Raw genomic sequence first — 16,114 nt, 5'->3', positions numbered from 1 at the left:
TTCCGATTAAACCTAGATATCAAGATTTGTCTATGCGCATCTGCTGTAAAGCGGCATAGCTGTTAAATGCTCTAAACACTATCATACCATGTTTGGTGTGAAAATGAACCCATATTATTCGTTTATTAAATCACTTGCTGTGATCAGCACCTCACGAGGTTTGCTTCCTTTTGCCTCAGAGATCATGCCTTCCGCTTCCATCATATCAATCAGCCTTGCCGCGCGATTGTATCCGATTCTGAATCTTCTTTGCAGGCTTGAAGTGCTCGCGCTGTTTTGCTCAACCACATACTCACACGCTTCGTCAAACAGTTCATCCTCTTCTTTCAGGGCTGAGCCTTGTCTTACCAGCTCTTCTTGTTCAAATAAATAGGTTGGCGGCATTTGATTTCTGACGTGGGAAACGACGCGGTCGATTTCGCGGTCCGATACAAAGTTGCCTTGCAGGCGGACCGGTTTTCCCGAGCCGTTTTCCAAAAAGAGCATATCGCCTTTTCCGAGAAGCTTTTCCGCACCGGCTATGTCAATAATTGTTCGGGAATCAACCTGGCTTGAGACAGAAAATGCGATTCTCGTCGGGATATTCGCCTTAATCAGACCGGTAATGACATCGACTGACGGCCGCTGAGTTGCGACGAGCAGATGGATTCCGCACGCCCTGGCTTTTTGGGCAATCCGCGCAATGCTCTCTTCGACATCATTTGGAGCCACCATCATCAAATCAGCAAGCTCATCAATAACCACAACTAAATAAGGCAGCTTTTCGCCCGTGTGGTGATCTGCAGTTAATTGATTAAACCGGTCAATGTCGCGGACACCCGAATGGGCAAACAGCTCATAGCGCCGCTCCATTTCCTCAACGACCCATTTTAAAGCAGCCGTAGCCGCTTTGGCGTCAGTGATGACCGGGCTGACGAGATGAGGAATTTTATTGTAGGGAGCCAGCTCTACCATTTTCGGATCAATCAGCAGCACCTTTACTTCACTCGGATCAGCTTTATACAGCAGGCTGACTAATATTGTATTGATGCATACGCTTTTCCCCGAGCCCGTAGCACCGGCAATCAAGCCATGCGGCATTTTCTTCAAGTCGATGACGACAGGGTTTCCTGAGATATCCAATCCCAGTGCTGCTGTAAGCGGTGACTTGCTTGTCCTGAAAGCTGGGCTGCGAATCATCTGGCGTAAATCAACCACCTTGCTCGTGCGGTTCGGAACTTCAATTCCGATCGTGTTTTTCCCCGGAATCGGCGCTTCGATCCGAATATCTTTTGCGGACAGGCTGAGTTTAATATCATCAGACAAGTTGGTGATTTTATTCACTTTTACGCCTGGCTCAGGATGCACTTCGAATCTTGTGACAGACGGCCCCTGGGTCACATGGACGACATTGGCGCGGACATTGAAATTTTTCAGGGTCAAATCAAGAAGCTGGCGCTGTTCTTCGATCCACGCAGTATCATCTTGAACTTGCGCTGGCGGGACGTCAAGCAGTGCAACATTCGGAAACACATAGCTGCCGCGGCGCTCCTCTGCTTTTTGCTGTTTGTGCGTATCTCTTTTCAGCATCATGACATTAAAAGGAACGGACGGCCCTTTTTGAGGAGATGCGCTTTGTTCAGTATGTTTCTCCTGCATGACAGGCCTTTTTTGCGATTCATCTGCAGCTGCATGTGTCTCTTCTTCACGGATCTCCCTCCGGTTTTCACGGGCTTCAGAAAACGGTCTGGAACCCAGTTCCATGTTGTCATCGTGCTCCGATTCTATATGATTGTCTGGCTGAACATCTATCTTCGTGTCCTCAGTTTCTATTATGCTGCCTGATGGCTCTTCTGATTCTTTGGCTTCTGTTTCTGCTTGAGTCAGAGCCTCAGATGCTGAACGCCCATAGCCAGCATGCGAGAAAGGCTCTTCCTGTTGAATTTCTATTTGCTCTTCTCGAACAGCAGGGGTCTCAGCAGTTTCTGGCGCGCTTGCGCGGTCATTATTTACTGCGCTGTCTGACGGCTCTTCCGATAATTCAGCCTCAGATACTGCCTCTGTCAGAGACTCAGGTGCTTTTTGTTCCTCATCATGTTCAGCTTGGAAGACAAGTTCTTCTAATTTCTCAGGCTGTTTTACTGCTAGTTCTTCTTGATTCTCAGCCGTTTCAGTGTCTTCAAGGTTTACACTGCTGTCTGACGATTCTTCTTGTCTCTCGGTCACGGTATTTGTCAGTGTCTTAGGCTTTTCATCAGGTTCAGCAGCGAAGAAAGACGCCTCTTTTTCTGGCTGCTGAATGCCGGATGCAGCTGGCCCTTTGTTATCTGACGGCTCGGCTGGGTTCTTCGCCAGCGCTTCATCACGCTCTGCAGACTTTCCGTTTAAGACACCAGAAGGCTGTTCTTCAAATTGGGGATCCCGGAGGAAAGACCCTTCTTTTACGTGCTGTTCCGCTCTGTCAGCAGCTGGATCTGTATAGAAGCGTTCACGTTCAATTTCTTCTGACAGCAGTGTTACCTTCTCTTTTTCAACAGATTTGTCCGGTGCCTTCAATGCGTCAGAAGGCTGTTTCGGCACATCCTTATTGACGGATGGTTTTTGATTGAATCCATATATAGGCGAAGGGATATTTGTCGGTTTAAACGGTTTCTTCGCCGGCTCTGATGTTTGATATGTATGCTGCTCTTTTTCATTTTTCGGGCGGTCCTTGTGCGGTGCGGCGCTTGGTCGGGGCGCGGATTGCGGCTTGTCCGAAGGTGCGCGGCGCCTTCTCAGCTCATGATTGTTGTATCCATCAGGCACGACTGGAAAACGGAACTTGCCGTTTGGATATTCATAATATATTTTAGGATCTTCCAATCTTTTTAATTGTCCTTCGGAATGATGTACTTCTTGTTGCTGCGGAATTTGAGCGGGTTTTGTTTCCCGTTCAGCATCCTCTTTGCTCTCGCCTAAAAACAAATCAAAAAATTTATGAAGCCAACTCATAATTTATCTCTAACTCCCTTATAGTTTTATGGGACGTTTTTTAGTATACCATTGCTGGTCTGCCCAGAAAAGATTAAGCTTTCAGCAAAACAAAGCCGCTAAACAAGGGCTTAGCGGCTTTTCACATGATTCGTTTTTTTGGGCGGATTTATGGGAGTCTAAAACTGAAATGCGTCTCCCGCCTCATGGTCTCCTTCTAACACAAGGATTCCTTTTTCAGCCGGAGCATCCGGCAAAGCGAGCTCTTTTGCTGAACAGATCATTCCGCTTGACGGAACGCCGCGAAGCTCAGCATCCTTAATGACAAGTCCGCTCGGCATCACAGCTCCGACTTTGGCAACGACCACTTTTTGTCCTTGGTCAACATTAGGCGCGCCACAGACGATCTGAAGCGTTTCTTCTCCTACATTGACTTTACATACGCTTAATTTATCCGCGTTCGGATGTTTTTCTTTTGATTCCACATATCCAACAACAAACTTCGGAGATAAATCAACGACTACTGTTTCTTCAACGCCGTTTCGGTTTAGAATCTCATTTACATCTTGCACGAACGTTTCTGAGAGCGTAACAGGGCCGTTTTCATCAATGGTCAAGTAAGAAGACGCGTTGAAAATGTTGAAGCCCGTTGTTTCCTTTGTTTCGTTATTAAAAATTTTAACGACATCGCCGTGTTTTTCATAGCCTATTTGTTCGCGTGTCACATCTTGAAGAGAGATCAGAAGCGTGTCTCCCACACCTTCATTATTATAAAATGCGTTCATAAGTAAAAATCCTTTCTAATCCTTTTTCGGACGGCTTTTCGCCAGGATAAACACCGGTTCCAGCTTTCCTTCATTGTACAAAAATGAAAGGGCTGTAATCGGAACGGTGCCGCCAGCAAAGAAGCTCATCGACATTTGCCCTAGAATATCATACCCCGATTCATTCCGGATGTCAGCAAGAATCAGAACGTCCTGATGCGGAACAGAGATCGCCAGCTCACCTTCTGCACGTTCCTTGTACTCATTTAAAATCGCTTCGTTCAGAATCCGGCTGGCGTCGTAACCGTCGTTTGCTCTGAAGAAATAAAAGTGATTGCCCGCAACTGTATCCTCTTTGACAACCGCCGGCAGGGAACGGAGATTAAATGCAGCCGTCTCTCTGATCCGCTCTTTTGTCCAGTTTTCTTTCTCAAGCATGCGCTGATCGATTAAACGGTAAGTTTTCCCGAGGTCAAGCGCGTAATAAATTCTTGTCTCTGCGGTATGATCATCATAAATAAGCGGAATATCTTCGCTGGACTTGTCCGGGAAAGAAGTCGAGCGGATCACCGGGTAAATACGGCTTTCTTTTCCGGACATTTCCTGAGCCTTCCCTTCCATTGCCGTCATTGCTTCTGAGACGTAATACACAATTTCATCAATGGCTTCGTCTTTTTTCAGCTCCCATTTTGCAATAATCGGCGGCAGGTCGAGCGTAATTCCTTTTTTGGTCGTTTGATCCTCAACACGGAGGGTGTCTTTTTCTCTGTCAAACAGAAAGGAGCGATTCACGTGCTGCAGGCGCTGTTTCAGAATATCTGACAGCTTCCTTGAGGTCATTTTCAAACCGATGTCCTCCTTTACGCTTTAGCGAGAGAGTCTGTTAAAAATTGTTCAATTTCTTCTTTTGTTTTGCGGTCTTTGCTCACAAAACGATTCACTTCTTTTCCTTCATTAAATACCACAAAGCTTGGGATTCCGTAAATTTCCCACTCTGCACATGTATCAATGAATTTGTCGCGGTCTACGTAGTAGTAAGTGAATTCAGGGAAGTTCGCTTCCAGTTCAGGCAGAAAAGGCTCTACAAAACGGCAATCAGGGCACCAGTCAGCTGAAAACATAAATACCGCCCAATCATCCTTTACCGCTTTTTCCAGCTCTTGAGTTGATTCAATTTTTTTCATTTCTTATCCCTCCAGTTGTTATTCTTACATGTTGGTTTATCGATACTCGTCCATTTGGATCATACCAAACTGCTTGCGGCAAAACCACCTATATGCAACGAATGAATATGTAAGATTGGCTTTCTCATTATCATTATCATATTTTATTTGCATTATCAAGCTCGTTTCGTTTAACATCGTGTTCATGAGGGTCAAATTTACAGATGGACATACATAAGGAGGGATTCAGTATGAAGTTTATCGTCTATTTAGCTGGAGAAATCCACAGCAATTGGCGGGAAGAAATCAAAGAGAAAACAAAATCACTGAAGCTGCCGATTACGTTTGTCGGCCCGATGGAAAATCATGACCGCTCAGACAATATCGGAGAAGAAATTGTGGGCGTTCAGCCAAATGCCGTTTTGAAGGATGACAAAGCCTCAGACATGAACAACTTCAGAACCGCTGTCCTGATGAATAAAGCAGACTTTGTGATCGCTCTGTTTGGCGAAAAATACAAACAGTGGAACACGGCAATGGATGCCTCATATGCGATTGCAAAAGGAAAACCCCTGATTATCATCCGGCCGGAATCGCTCCATCATCCTTTAAAAGAGCTTTCCAACAAAGCAAATATAACGGTTGAAACCGTGAATCAAGCCATTAAAGCCCTCTCCTATCTATTTGAAACAGAATAAGAAAAAAGCTTGTCGAGCCGGGCTTACTGCCCCGTTCAACAAGCTTTCATAAAATCTTACATATTTTCTTTAATCGCAGCCACCGTCTGCTTATCGCAGGCTGTCACAAGTTTGATGAGCATTTCTTTAGCAGCAGCATAATCATCAATATGAATGATCGAAGCGTTCGTATGAATGTAGCGTGAACAAATGCCGATAACCGCTGACGGAACACCGCTGTTCGAAATATGAACTCTGCCCGCATCCGTTCCCCCGCCGGATACAAAATATTGATACGGAATGTCATGCGTTTCCGCCATATCAAGAACAAATTCTCTCATTCCGCGGTGCATGACTGTCGTTCTGTCAAGAATGCGGAGCAAAAAGCCTTTTCCAAGCTGGCCAAATTCATTTTTGTCTCCGCTCATATCGTTTGCCGGGCTGGCATCGAGGGCGAAAAACAAATCCGGTTTAATCATATGAGAAGCCGTCTGCGCGCCTCTCAGCCCTACTTCTTCCTGAACCGTTGCCCCCGCATAGAGCGTATTCGGAAGTTCTTTTCCGTGCAATTCCTTCAGAAGTTCAATGCTCAAGCCGCAGCCATACCGGTTATCCCATGCTTTTGATAAAATTTTCTTTTCATTCGCCATCGTCGTAAAAGGGCAGACAGGCACAATCTGCTGTCCCGTTTTTATGCCGATTTTAATAGCGTCTTCCTTATCATCCGCTCCAATATCGATCATCATGTTTTTGACATCCATCGGGCGGTTTCGCTGAGCATCTGTCAGCAGGTGAGGCGGTATGCTTGAAATCACACCCGGAACCGGCCCGTTATCTGTTTGAATTTCAACTCGCTGTGCCAGCAGCACCTGGCTCCACCAGCCCCCAAGCGTCTGAAATCTGAGCAGCCCGTTGTCTGTAATGGATGTGACCATGAAGCCGACTTCGTCCATATGCCCGGCAACCATGATTCTCGGTGCGCCCTCTTCACCCTTTCTGACTCCGAAAACACTTCCCAGTCTGTCCTGAACGATGTCATCGGCATATTTAGCCAGCTCCTGCTTCATAAAAGCACGAACCTGATGCTCATTGCCCGGCGCGCCGGGAAGCTGCGTCAGTGTTTGGAAAAGCGCTTTCGTTTCTTGATTCATGTTTTCCCCTCATTTCTATGTAGTCCCTTTATTTTATTCGAAAAAATCTAGTTTTCCAAGCACCGTGACCGAATCTGCTCCATCAGCCGCGTATTGCTTAACAGGATTTGGCGGTTTCTGTATAATGAAAAGTACGATCAACCAGGAGGTGCTTTATTATGAAATTGCGTCATCTTCTTTTAGGAGCAGGACTTGGCATTTGTACGGCCGTCGTTGTGAAACAGTATGTGATGAAGCCTTATATTTCTTCAGAAAAAGCGCTTCGTATCGTAAAATCCGCTTTTAAGCAGCGGGGGCCGATTGACGGATCATGGATTTACACCCAGCCGGAGCCTTATAATGTGAATGGAGAAACGGTACAGGTATACAAAACCGGCATTACACGATCCGCTTTCGGAGAATTAGAGCAGTATGAAGTCATGGTGGACGCGAAAACGGGGGACATTGTAGATGTCATTGATACAATCGCCTCCTAACGCCGGACAGGCATAAAATAGAAGCCGCTGCTCAAGCAGCGGCCCTTTTTTATGATATCGCGCGGATCGGTTTGTATACCGGATACCACATCGCATCCTGCACAGCCTGTATGATGTCTTCAGGCTCTTCCGTCGCAACGCCTTCCTTAATCGCGGTTTTAGCCACTTCCACCGCAACAGTTGCCGATACAGTCCGCAAATCCTCTATCTTCGGCAGCATCGGCGCGCCCGGCACTCCGACATTGACCATACTTGCGATCGCCCGGGCACATGCTTCAAACATGCCATCGGTTATTAATTTTGATTTGGTGACAATCGTTCCAAGCCCAAGGCCCGGGAAGACAAGCGCGTTGTTTGCCTGGCCGATATGGTACGTCACGCCGTTATATTCCACTGGCGGGAACGGGCTTCCTGTCGTGACAAGCGCGCGGCCTTCTGTCCATTCGATCAAATCCTGAGGTTTCGCTTCAGAAAGAGTTGTCGGATTCGACATTGGCAAAATGGCCGGCCGTTTCACATGTGAAGCCATTTCTTTTACAATTTCTTCAGTAAACGCGCCTGAAACAGTTGATGTCCCGATCAGAATCGTCGGTTTCGCCTGCCGGACCACTTCAAGGAGATCAATACCTCCGCCTTCTCCCTTTCGCTGATAATCCTTGACCTCATCAGCCGAACGTGCGTATGGCTTTTGGAAATCAAAAAGCTGTTCCATATCATCTGTTAACAATCCGTTTCGGTCTATGCACCAGAAGCGTTTGAAAGATTCTTCCTCACTCAATCCTTCTCGCACCAAAGCCTCGCGCAGCTGTTCAGCAATCCCGATACCTGCCGTGCCCGCTCCGAAGATGACGACTCTGTGATCTCTCAGCGGCACTTTAGACGCTTTTGCACAGGATAAAACGGCCGCCAGTGAAACAGCGCCTGTACCTTGGATATCATCATTAAACGTACAAATCTTATCTTTATACCGTTTCAAAATGCTGCGCGCGTTTTTCGCCCCGAAATCTTCCCAGTGCAGCAATGCATTCGGGAATGTTTCTCTCGCCAGCGCAACATAATCGTCAATAAATTGGTCATAGCGTTCCCCGCGCACTCTGGAATGCTGGTTGCCGACATAAAGCGGGTCGTTCAAGAGGCTCTCCTGATTTGTCCCCGCATCTAAAACAACAGCCAGCACTCTGCTCGGATCTATGCCGGCAGCCGCCGTATAAACCGCTAGCTTGCCGATAGAAATCGCAATCCCGCCGACACCCCAGTCTCCGATTCCTAAAATACCTTCCGCATCAGTTGCTACAATTAAATCGATCGTATCGCGTTGATCTTTATACTGTTTAAATGCTTCTCTCATACCGTCTGGGTCATCGATTGACAAATAAAGCCCTCTTGGCTTTCTGTATTCATGGCTGTATCTCTGGATCGCCGTTCCCACTGTCGGAGTATAGACAATGGGGAGCATTTCCCCTAAATGGTCATTTAAGAGTCGGTAAAACAGCGTTTCGTTCCGATCATGCAGCGAGGTTAAATAGACATTTTTGCTCAAATCATCAGGCTGTGCGGAATATTGTTCGTACGCTCTTTTCGCTTGATCTTCAATCGTTAATACCTTTGGCGGTAGAAAGCCTTTTAAACCTAGTTCTTTTCTTTCTTCCTCAGTAAAAGCAACACCTTTGTTCAAAAAAGGAACAGAGAGTACTTCAAGGCCTCTTAACGTTGTTTGAATGTCTCCTTCGTTTGTTACTTTGAATTGTTTCACCCTGCCTCTTCCTTTCTGAGCATAATTAGTACTAGGTTTGCATTATTAGCCGGAAAACATGCAGGGCAAACATTAAAATATGCTATGGCTTCTTGCGCTTGACTGCATCTTTGATGCTTCCATCCTCATCCCATTTCAGCGCGTGATACTGGGCGTCATGGTAAAAAATAAACCAAGCGTCTTTTTCCGCCGCAAATGCCTGCCATTTCTGCTTTTGCGGTATAGAGGTCATTGGATAATCATCATAAGCCAGCACCCATAGCGGATTGCGGTGGGCGTGTGTCGGCATTAAATCTGCCATATGTACGGCGGTTTCACCCGCATCCTCGCATATTAGCACACTGTGTCCGTCGCTATGGCCCCCGGTATGATGCATCGTAATCCCCTCTGTGATCGTTAAGGTGTCTTCAAAGGTTTTCACTTGGCTGGCAATAGCCTCCCAGTTTTCTTTCCAATACGTATTTTTTGATCTGATATTCGGATGACGCATTTCATTCCATTCAACAGCCGATGCATAAATCACTGCATTCGGAAAGACAGAGACGAGCTGTTCTCCTTCATATTCTGTTAAACCGCATGCGTGGTCGAAATGAAGATGTGTCATAGCAATCACGTCTATATCATCAACCGTTAATCCGAGTGCCGCTAATGATGGTTTCACATTCGACTCTTGTGTCACGCCATAGTTTCGTTTTTGTTTTTCAGACATCTTTCCGGACCCGATTCCTGCGTCGACGATGATATTGAGCCCGTCCTTTTGAATGAAAATAGGGTCTGTCCTTAGTTCAATCTGGTTATTTTCATTGACTGGATATTTTTTAGACCATAACGGCTTAGGAACGACGCCGAACATGGCGCCTCCGTCCATATGTGTCACGCCTCCGTCAAGCCAGGTCAACGTGATATTTCCGATTTTCATTGTTTTCATTTTCATCCCCCCTGTCATCATGGTAGCAAACGGCCCATAAAAAAAACAGACTCCTGTATCAGAGTCTGTTTTACGTTCTCCATTCAACCTCAGCCCGATAGATCGGCTGGCCAAGCGCTGAAAATTTTTCTTCATATTCTGTCATAATATTGCCTTCCAGATTGCTGTTATGCAAATCGAGACTGACATATGTCAGCAGCAGGCCGTATTCAGAGAAGCTCTTCAAAGAGTACTCAAACAAGCCGCGGTTGTCCGTTTTAAAATGAATCGCTCCGCCTTTTCCCATCACTTCTTCATATTTTTTGAGGAAGTGGGAATACGTCAGACGGCGTTTTTCATGACGGTTTTTCGGCCAAGGATCAGAAAAGTTCAAGTAGACCCGATTGACTTCACCCGGCTCAAATACATCCGTCAGCGTGTCCGCATCTATATTCAGAAGCTTTACATTCGTTGCTTCGCTATCTTTTACTTTTTGGACGGCTGTCACGATGACGCTTTTAAATAACTCAATCCCAATATAATTGATGTCTGGATTTTGTTTGCCCATTCCAGAAATAAATTGCCCTTTTCCTGTCCCAACCTCGATATGAATCGGATTGTCGTTGCCAAACACTGTGTTCCATTTCCCTTTATAATCAGCAGGGTTGCTGATGGCAATATGTGCGTTTTCAGCCAAAAAGTCATCAGCCCAAGGCTTGTGGCGCATTCTCATATGATTGACACCTCTATCTATTATTTCGACTAACAACATACCATGAATTAAAAAGACCCGCAAGCTCGTTTTTTAAAGCGTGCCCGCTAAAGCTGAGTATATAAAAAAAAGAGGTTTCCGTCTGCCGGAACACTCCTTTCACATGTATAAAAACGCTCTGTTTTGAACAATTTAACCCGTATGATACTGAAGGGATGTGTACCGCTATGGGTTTACATTATGAGCATCAAGTTCATTTATTAAAGGATATATTGACTGACCATCAATTGGACTGCTGCGGAACCGTCGCAGAGTACGAACAGCTTGAGCGTGTGATTAAATCGCTGATGGCAAACACCGAGCTTGATTCAAACTTCAAAAACGTGCTGGAAGATGTTTACCGCTATAGCCAATCAGGAATATCGTCGAAATCCATCGACTCACACATACAAGAGCATCAGAACAGCCTGTCTCAATGGGTAGAGCAAATGAATTCGTATTCCTGATTATTCAACGATGCGTTTCATGAGAATATGCAGTTCTTCCATTGCATCATGAAATTCTTTATCATTGCCTTTTGCTTTATGCCAGGCAATGAAAGTGATTGTTTCAGATAACACATACCAAGCCATTCGTAAGCGCAGGCTCTCTGTTAACTCAATGCCGTACATGCTCAGCCAGCTCTCCCAAGCTGGCTTTTCGACGTAGTGGTACAGCAAAGGCCCTAGATCCATCGCCGGATCAGCGATCATGGCGCCGTCCCAGTCAATTAAATACAGCTGGTTGTCTTCAGACAATAGCCAGTTATTATGATTGACATCACAATGGCAAACGACTTTCTCACCGAAATGCACTTCATGCAGATGTTCTTCTAAATACTTGATGCCTTCTTGAATCAGCGGTGAAGATTGCTGCACAGCAAATACAGCCTGCTTGAGCTGAGACAGAAGAGCCCCCGGGTTCAGCGGTTCTTTTCCAAGTCTCTTCAACATGTCCAGCAAGGCTTTTGATGTGTGTATTTTACGAAGCAATTCAGCAACGGGCCGTCCGCTCATATCTTTAGGCTTCAGCTCTCTGCCGGTCATCCAGTGCTGGGCCGTAATCACGTCCCCATTTTCCATCCGTTTTGTCCAAACCAGCTTCGGAACAATGCCTTCGGCGGATAAAACAGCTAAAAAAGGTGAGCTATTACGTTTTAAAAAAAGCTGCTGCCCGTTATGTTTCGCATAATATGCATCTCCTGTAGCTCCTCCGGCGGGGAAGATCTCCCAATCGCTACCTAGTAATTGTCCCAACCAGTTCATATCAATGTTCAACCCATCATTTCTTAAAATATTTTAGAATAAAGGCTAATCGTCTCTAGTCTATCCAGCGAGTGCCTTTTTCGTACGAATCGTATGAAAATAAAAAAGACAGCTATTGAGAGTCTCATATGCTAATCAATAGCCGTCCTTTAAATTTTAGCGCTATAGCACAAACTTCGTCAAGCAAAACTCTTAAGATCTGATGCTAAATATAAGATAACTGTTCCGATGCCGTTTACCGCAACCGCTTTCTTGATTTCTTTCGGATCATGCCGAAAACCTGATGTATCACTTAAAAGCAGGTACGTCTTGTCGTTTGGCAGCTTCCATTCAACAGTTTCCGGACTCGCGTGGTGGATAACGATGATGTCTTCCCATTCATCAACCTCGCCGAGATCAGAAAGCCTGAATGCAATGAGGTGTTCTTTTAGCGTCAAACATTCAAGATGGCGCTGGATATCTGCAGCCGACCTGAGACGGAACGCCGGATGCGTTTTTCTCAGCGATATCAGCCTGCTGATATAGTCAACATCTTTTTTGAATGTATCACGGCGATCCCAATCCAGCTGGTTAATGCTGTCACTGGATTGATAACTGTTTTCCACCCCCTGCTTCGTCCTGAAAAATTCCTGGCCGCTGTGTATGAACGGCACTCCTTGGGCAAGCAAGATAACCGCGGCTGCAAGCCTTTGCCTGCTCCTCTTACGGCTTTCAGTTTCTTGAGGAAGCGCAAGGTCCATTTTATCCCAAAAAGTGTGATTGTCGTGTGACTCAACATAATTGATGGACTGGCTGGGTTCAGGAACAATTGGTGCAAATGCCTTCCATCCCGAAGACCCGGCAATTCCGTGCATAACGGCTTCCGCTGCTTCACAGCCGCCGAGCGCAAAGCCCGCTGCCGTAAGGTGAAAGGTATTCCCTTTCACAGCATCACGAAACGTATCATTGAAAAAGCCGATGCCCGGCATTTTTGAAGCGTTCGCCAAGGTCGCTTTCTGTTCATGCGGCAGCGGTGTCGCCAAATCCCATCCTTCCCCAAAAAGCAGGATTCCGGGCTTTACCGCAGTTGCTTGTTCTTTGATGTAAAGCACGGTGTCAATATCTAAAATACCGAGCAGATCAAAGCGGAAGCCGTCGGCATCGTATTCCTCAATCCAGTAGATGACGCAATCCGCGATGAATTTTCTAGCCATCCGCCTTTCTGAGGCGATGTCATTTCCAACACCGGTGCCGTTTGACGGCATCCCAAATTCGTCATGCCGAAAAAAATAACCGGGCACTGTCTTTTCAAACGATGACTTCTCCCGTTCATACACGTGGTTAAAGACGACATCCAGAATGACTCGCAGGCCGTGCTGGTGAAGGGTGTTGACCATATGTTTTAGCTCTGTTTTTCTTGTTTGAGGATCATGAGGGTTTGAGGCATAGCTTCCCTCTGGGGCAAAGAAATGGAGCGGGTTATACCCCCAATTGTAAGCATCAAGCGGCTTCTCTTCATCAACTCCGGCAAAATCATTTACCGGCAGCAGCTCTACATGTGTAACGCCGAGCTCTTTTACATACGCCAGTCCGGAAGAGCAGCCATTTGCGGTTTGCGTTTCTGTTTCCGTCAGCGCTAAGTATCTCCCCTTGTTTTTCATACCGCTGCTTATATGGATGGAAAAGTCGCGGATGTGCATCTCATAGATCACGGCATCCACAGGGTTTGAGAATGGTGCGGCCGAATCAACCCATTTTATCTCATCCGGGCGCAGGACGACGCCCTTCTCTCCATTTACCGTCACGGCCTTTGCATACGGGTCAACGGTTTCCGTCCATTCTGAATTGTTGCAGATGCAGAACACATACTCATATCCGTGGAGATCGCCGGTGACTGTAACGGTATAAACGCCTTTTTCCATCCGAATCATTTGGAAGGTGCGCCCGTTTTTTTCAGAATGGGAAAGTTTTACAGCAACTGAGGCTGCGGCAGGCGCCCATACTTTAAATTCAGTATAATCCGCAGTATAAACAGCCCCCAGCTCTCCGTCATAATAAAATACATCATCAAACGCGTCCGTCCGGATGACCGCGCCTATTTGGAGATCCGTTTTGTCGCCGCTGGACGCTCTCACAGCATGTGTTGTTCCGAGAGTCACTGGACGGTCGGATGCGCAGACGTACTTGTATTTTCCTTCAAGCAGATATTCCTCTCTGACAGCCAAAGGAATATCTGTTGTTTCTGTCTCAAGCCGAAAAGGCGGTTTCATGATGCCTTTTTGTTCAGCAGGAATTAGAACGGTAATGATATTCATGTCATCGACATACGCTTCGAAGCTGCGGCGGATGCTGACCATCGGAAACTCTCTCCTCCAAACACATTTTAAGTTTTGATCCTTAGGGGTGAAGGACTCGATGCCAAACGAAACGGGGTGGTGCCCATGATTTCTCCGTCAGCATGAAACGGAATTTTGTCCTTCGTGTAAAACGTAATGTCCTTTGCTTTAAACATCGTAACGCCGTCCATTTTGATATGCTTACCAAATGCCATCAAACATAATAGCCAATATTTTTTCAAAAACGGCTGATTTTCAACGATCACGATATCAAACGCTTTTTCGCGCGGATTTGCAAGAGGTGCCGCCTTCATGCCGCCCCTGTAGAATGGGTGGTTGGATACGACCGCAAACCAGACATCATGAAATTCTTGTGTTTCTCCTTCAACTGTACAGGCTAACGAAAACGGCTTAAAGGTGGCGGAGGCGCGCAAATGGGAAAGCGGATAAACAAGAAATCGAAGGCGCAAAAAAAGAAAAACCCGTCTTAACGGAAATTCCAGCGCCTTTTTATTGACATATGCGTCAAACCCGATCCCGATATGATTCATAAAATAAAGAACCTGCGATTTATCCTGAAAGAAATTGACGCTCCCTAAATGAAAGGATCGGGTTAACGGACGCTTCTGCTTCCTGATTTCGTGCATCAGATCCACTTTTTTGATAGAGAATCCCCGCGAAAAATCATTATACGCGCCCGCCGGCACAAAGCTCAGTTCAATATCGTCAACATCTTTCAGCCCGTTGACAACTTCATGCATAGTTCCGTCTCCGCCAATGACAATCAGCCGCTTCAGCTTATATTCCTGTATCGTTGAAATCTGCCTGGCGAGCACCTCGGCGTGCCCCGGATGTTCAGTTAAAAATGAACGATGCTCAACCTTACGTTTGATCAGTTCCTTTTGAATGGACTTCCAAACACGCAGGCCGTTTCGGCGGCCTGCTGTCGGATTAATAATAAAAAACCAATGGCTCATCTTTCTCACCTGCTTATGTTATGAGAAAACCGCTCATATCGTTCTCTTTCACTCCAGCCACTCTTGTCTGCGATAGGAGTCAGACATGCAGTAAGACAGCAGAGCCTTTGCAGCCTTTACCTGATGATGTTTAATCGGGGCAGTGTTTTTCTTCTGCCGCTCAATCCATTCTTCCGCGCCCCGCTTATCCGCTATTTCTAAGCCGTATGGCGGCTCCGGATAATCGATGTACGACGTTCTGCTCAGAAGCAATTTTCGAACCGGAATATCAGCCTGTTTTTCCTTTATGATCTTTGAGACAACGGATTCCGTACGAAACAGGCTCAGCCCCGGATTTAACACTGATGCAGTCTGAGAAGCTGTTTTCTTCTCCCAAAAACGATTTTTAGACCCTATGTACACACTGTCTTCCTCCGCCTCTAAGAAAGAAACGCAATAAATCTCAAGGGGAGAAATAATCACAATGCTTAATTCAACCGCCGCCTGCTGAATTTTCAGCACAGGCTTATACATAACGAAATAAGAATCAGGCAGCTGCTGGGTCAGATAACGCAAAATGCGGTCCTGCTTCACCTGGTTTGAGAGATGGGATATTTCTGCAAGAGTAGAGCTAGCCCATTTGAGCTGAAATTCATATAAATGTCTTTTATAAAAGGAAGCAAGCGCCATCCTGCTCTTCGGCAGCCTTACATGTAAATTGTCTTCTTCCTCAAACCATTGGTGTCTCTCTTCTTGTATATCGGCTTTTATCTCTTCTTTTCTTCTTTTCAAAGAAAATTTTTTTCGTTTCTGCACCGGTTCCGGCTCTTCGGCACTGGCTTGTTTTTCTTCATGCTGGCGCTCCGCTGCCTCTAATAGTGAAAGCCAGCGCTCTTTTTTCAGCCGTACAAACTGGTTTATATAATGGTACGGATCAAGCTCATATCTTGATATATAATCATGAATTTTGATGATTTGTGCCATGTT

The 16,114-nt window shown here is 46.0% G+C and carries 16 protein-coding genes; 3 read left to right on the top strand and 13 right to left on the bottom strand.

Going from position 1 to position 16,114, the window contains the following annotated elements:
- Nucleotides 1–114 precede the first annotated feature (114 nt).
- From JMN17_RS00280 to JMN17_RS00260, 5 genes are all read right to left on the bottom strand, one after another.
- Nucleotides 115–2,970 carry a DNA translocase FtsK gene (locus JMN17_RS00280; protein ID WP_202326903.1) on the bottom strand — a complete coding sequence of 952 codons (2,856 nt, stop codon included), beginning with the start codon at nt 2,968–2,970 and terminating at the stop codon, nt 115–117.
- 158 nt (nt 2,971–3,128) lie between these two features.
- On the bottom strand, nt 3,129–3,734 hold the full coding sequence (gene ytpR / locus JMN17_RS00275) for a YtpR family tRNA-binding protein (RefSeq protein WP_087992836.1): 606 nt from the start codon (nt 3,732–3,734) through the stop codon (nt 3,129–3,131).
- A 15-nt stretch (nt 3,735–3,749) separates the two neighbouring features.
- Nucleotides 3,750–4,559, bottom strand: coding sequence for a DUF1444 domain-containing protein (locus JMN17_RS00270; protein ID WP_148962362.1), 810 nt, complete (start codon nt 4,557–4,559; stop codon nt 3,750–3,752).
- 14 nt (nt 4,560–4,573) lie between these two features.
- A complete protein-coding gene (locus tag JMN17_RS00265; protein ID WP_003237915.1) occupies nt 4,574–4,897 on the bottom strand; it encodes a thioredoxin family protein in 324 nt (107 codons plus the stop codon).
- Between the two features lie 36 nt (nt 4,898–4,933).
- Complete coding sequence (locus JMN17_RS00260; RefSeq protein ID WP_141113422.1) at nt 4,934–5,050, bottom strand: hypothetical protein; 117 nt, start codon at nt 5,048–5,050, stop codon at nt 4,934–4,936.
- Nucleotides 5,051–5,127: 77 nt separating this feature from the next.
- On the opposite strand from JMN17_RS00260, the gene JMN17_RS00255 reads away from it, so the two are divergent.
- Nucleotides 5,128–5,574 (top strand): YtoQ family protein, encoded by a 447-nt coding sequence (locus JMN17_RS00255; protein WP_087992838.1) that lies wholly within the window; start codon nt 5,128–5,130, stop codon nt 5,572–5,574.
- A 56-nt stretch (nt 5,575–5,630) separates the two neighbouring features.
- Here the strand turns inward: JMN17_RS00255 and JMN17_RS00250 are convergent, their stop codons facing one another.
- Entirely contained in the window at nt 5,631–6,704 is a 1,074-nt protein-coding gene (locus JMN17_RS00250; protein WP_202326901.1) for a M42 family metallopeptidase, read from the bottom strand.
- A gap of 158 nt (nt 6,705–6,862) precedes the next feature.
- On the opposite strand from JMN17_RS00250, the gene JMN17_RS00245 reads away from it, so the two are divergent.
- The gene (locus JMN17_RS00245; RefSeq protein ID WP_087992840.1) at nt 6,863–7,180 is read left to right on the top strand and encodes a PepSY domain-containing protein; all 318 of its coding nucleotides are present in this window, start codon (nt 6,863–6,865) and stop codon (nt 7,178–7,180) included.
- Nucleotides 7,181–7,229: 49 nt separating this feature from the next.
- On the opposite strand, the gene JMN17_RS00240 is transcribed toward JMN17_RS00245, so the two are convergent.
- The 3 genes from JMN17_RS00240 to trmB all read right to left on the bottom strand — a co-directional run bounded on the left by JMN17_RS00240 (nt 7,230) and on the right by trmB (nt 10,573).
- Nucleotides 7,230–8,933: an NAD-dependent malic enzyme gene (locus JMN17_RS00240; protein ID WP_202326899.1), complete on the bottom strand. Its 1,704-nt coding sequence runs from the start codon at nt 8,931–8,933 to the stop codon at nt 7,230–7,232.
- An 82-nt stretch (nt 8,934–9,015) separates the two neighbouring features.
- The gene (locus JMN17_RS00235; protein WP_176365299.1) at nt 9,016–9,861 is read right to left on the bottom strand and encodes a YtnP family quorum-quenching lactonase; all 846 of its coding nucleotides are present in this window, start codon (nt 9,859–9,861) and stop codon (nt 9,016–9,018) included.
- A 70-nt stretch (nt 9,862–9,931) separates the two neighbouring features.
- Complete coding sequence (gene trmB, locus JMN17_RS00230) at nt 9,932–10,573, bottom strand: tRNA (guanosine(46)-N7)-methyltransferase TrmB (protein ID WP_087992842.1); 642 nt, start codon at nt 10,571–10,573, stop codon at nt 9,932–9,934.
- A gap of 206 nt (nt 10,574–10,779) precedes the next feature.
- On the opposite strand from trmB, the gene JMN17_RS00225 reads away from it, so the two are divergent.
- The gene (locus tag JMN17_RS00225) at nt 10,780–11,058 is read left to right on the top strand and encodes a YtzH-like family protein (protein ID WP_087992843.1); all 279 of its coding nucleotides are present in this window, start codon (nt 10,780–10,782) and stop codon (nt 11,056–11,058) included.
- Here JMN17_RS00225 and JMN17_RS00220 read toward each other — a convergent pair whose 3' ends face one another.
- The 4 genes from JMN17_RS00220 to JMN17_RS00205 all read right to left on the bottom strand — a co-directional run bounded on the left by JMN17_RS00220 (nt 11,059) and on the right by JMN17_RS00205 (nt 16,111).
- A complete protein-coding gene (locus tag JMN17_RS00220; RefSeq protein WP_003223423.1) occupies nt 11,059–11,856 on the bottom strand; it encodes a phosphotransferase family protein in 798 nt (265 codons plus the stop codon). It abuts the gene before it with no gap.
- A 179-nt stretch (nt 11,857–12,035) separates the two neighbouring features.
- Nucleotides 12,036–14,192 carry a type I pullulanase gene (pulA, locus tag JMN17_RS00215; protein ID WP_202326898.1) on the bottom strand — a complete coding sequence of 719 codons (2,157 nt, stop codon included), beginning with the start codon at nt 14,190–14,192 and terminating at the stop codon, nt 12,036–12,038.
- Nucleotides 14,193–14,218: 26 nt separating this feature from the next.
- Nucleotides 14,219–15,148 carry a YegS/Rv2252/BmrU family lipid kinase gene (locus tag JMN17_RS00210; RefSeq protein ID WP_202326896.1) on the bottom strand — a complete coding sequence of 310 codons (930 nt, stop codon included), beginning with the start codon at nt 15,146–15,148 and terminating at the stop codon, nt 14,219–14,221.
- A 48-nt stretch (nt 15,149–15,196) separates the two neighbouring features.
- Complete coding sequence (locus JMN17_RS00205) at nt 15,197–16,111, bottom strand: hypothetical protein (protein ID WP_087992845.1); 915 nt, start codon at nt 16,109–16,111, stop codon at nt 15,197–15,199.
- Nucleotides 16,112–16,114: the final 3 nt, after the last annotated feature.

It is taken from the genome of Bacillus sp. RHFS10 (assembly GCF_016757475.1).
Taxonomy (GTDB): domain Bacteria; phylum Bacillota; class Bacilli; order Bacillales; family Bacillaceae; genus Bacillus; species Bacillus subtilis_G.
The sequence above is the reverse complement of the archived record's forward strand: the minus strand, read 5'-3'. Positions and strand labels throughout refer to the sequence as shown.

Bases quoted from the DNA above. Each gene is read 5' to 3' on its own strand.
- JMN17_RS00280 (WP_202326903.1), bottom strand. From the start codon at position 2,970: ATGAGTTGGCTTCATAAATTTTTTGATTTGTTTTTAGGCGAGAGCAAA.
- ytpR (WP_087992836.1), bottom strand. From the start codon at position 3,734: ATGAACGCATTTTATAATAATGAAGGTGTGGGAGACACGCTTCTGATC.
- JMN17_RS00265 (WP_003237915.1), bottom strand. From the start codon at position 4,897: ATGAAAAAAATTGAATCAACTCAAGAGCTGGAAAAAGCGGTAAAGGAT.
- JMN17_RS00260 (WP_141113422.1), bottom strand. From the start codon at position 5,050: ATGCAAATAAAATATGATAATGATAATGAGAAAGCCAATCTTACATAT.
- JMN17_RS00255 (WP_087992838.1), top strand. From the start codon at position 5,128: ATGAAGTTTATCGTCTATTTAGCTGGAGAAATCCACAGCAATTGGCGG.
- JMN17_RS00250 (WP_202326901.1), bottom strand. From the start codon at position 6,704: ATGAATCAAGAAACGAAAGCGCTTTTCCAAACACTGACGCAGCTTCCC.
- JMN17_RS00245 (WP_087992840.1), top strand. From the start codon at position 6,863: ATGAAATTGCGTCATCTTCTTTTAGGAGCAGGACTTGGCATTTGTACG.
- JMN17_RS00235 (WP_176365299.1), bottom strand. From the start codon at position 9,861: ATGAAAACAATGAAAATCGGAAATATCACGTTGACCTGGCTTGACGGA.
- trmB (WP_087992842.1), bottom strand. From the start codon at position 10,573: ATGAGAATGCGCCACAAGCCTTGGGCTGATGACTTTTTGGCTGAAAAC.
- JMN17_RS00225 (WP_087992843.1), top strand. From the start codon at position 10,780: ATGGGTTTACATTATGAGCATCAAGTTCATTTATTAAAGGATATATTG.
- JMN17_RS00220 (WP_003223423.1), bottom strand. From the start codon at position 11,856: ATGAACTGGTTGGGACAATTACTAGGTAGCGATTGGGAGATCTTCCCC.
- pulA (WP_202326898.1), bottom strand. From the start codon at position 14,192: ATGGTCAGCATCCGCCGCAGCTTCGAAGCGTATGTCGATGACATGAAT.
- JMN17_RS00210 (WP_202326896.1), bottom strand. From the start codon at position 15,148: ATGAGCCATTGGTTTTTTATTATTAATCCGACAGCAGGCCGCCGAAAC.
- JMN17_RS00205 (WP_087992845.1), bottom strand. From the start codon at position 16,111: ATGGCACAAATCATCAAAATTCATGATTATATATCAAGATATGAGCTT.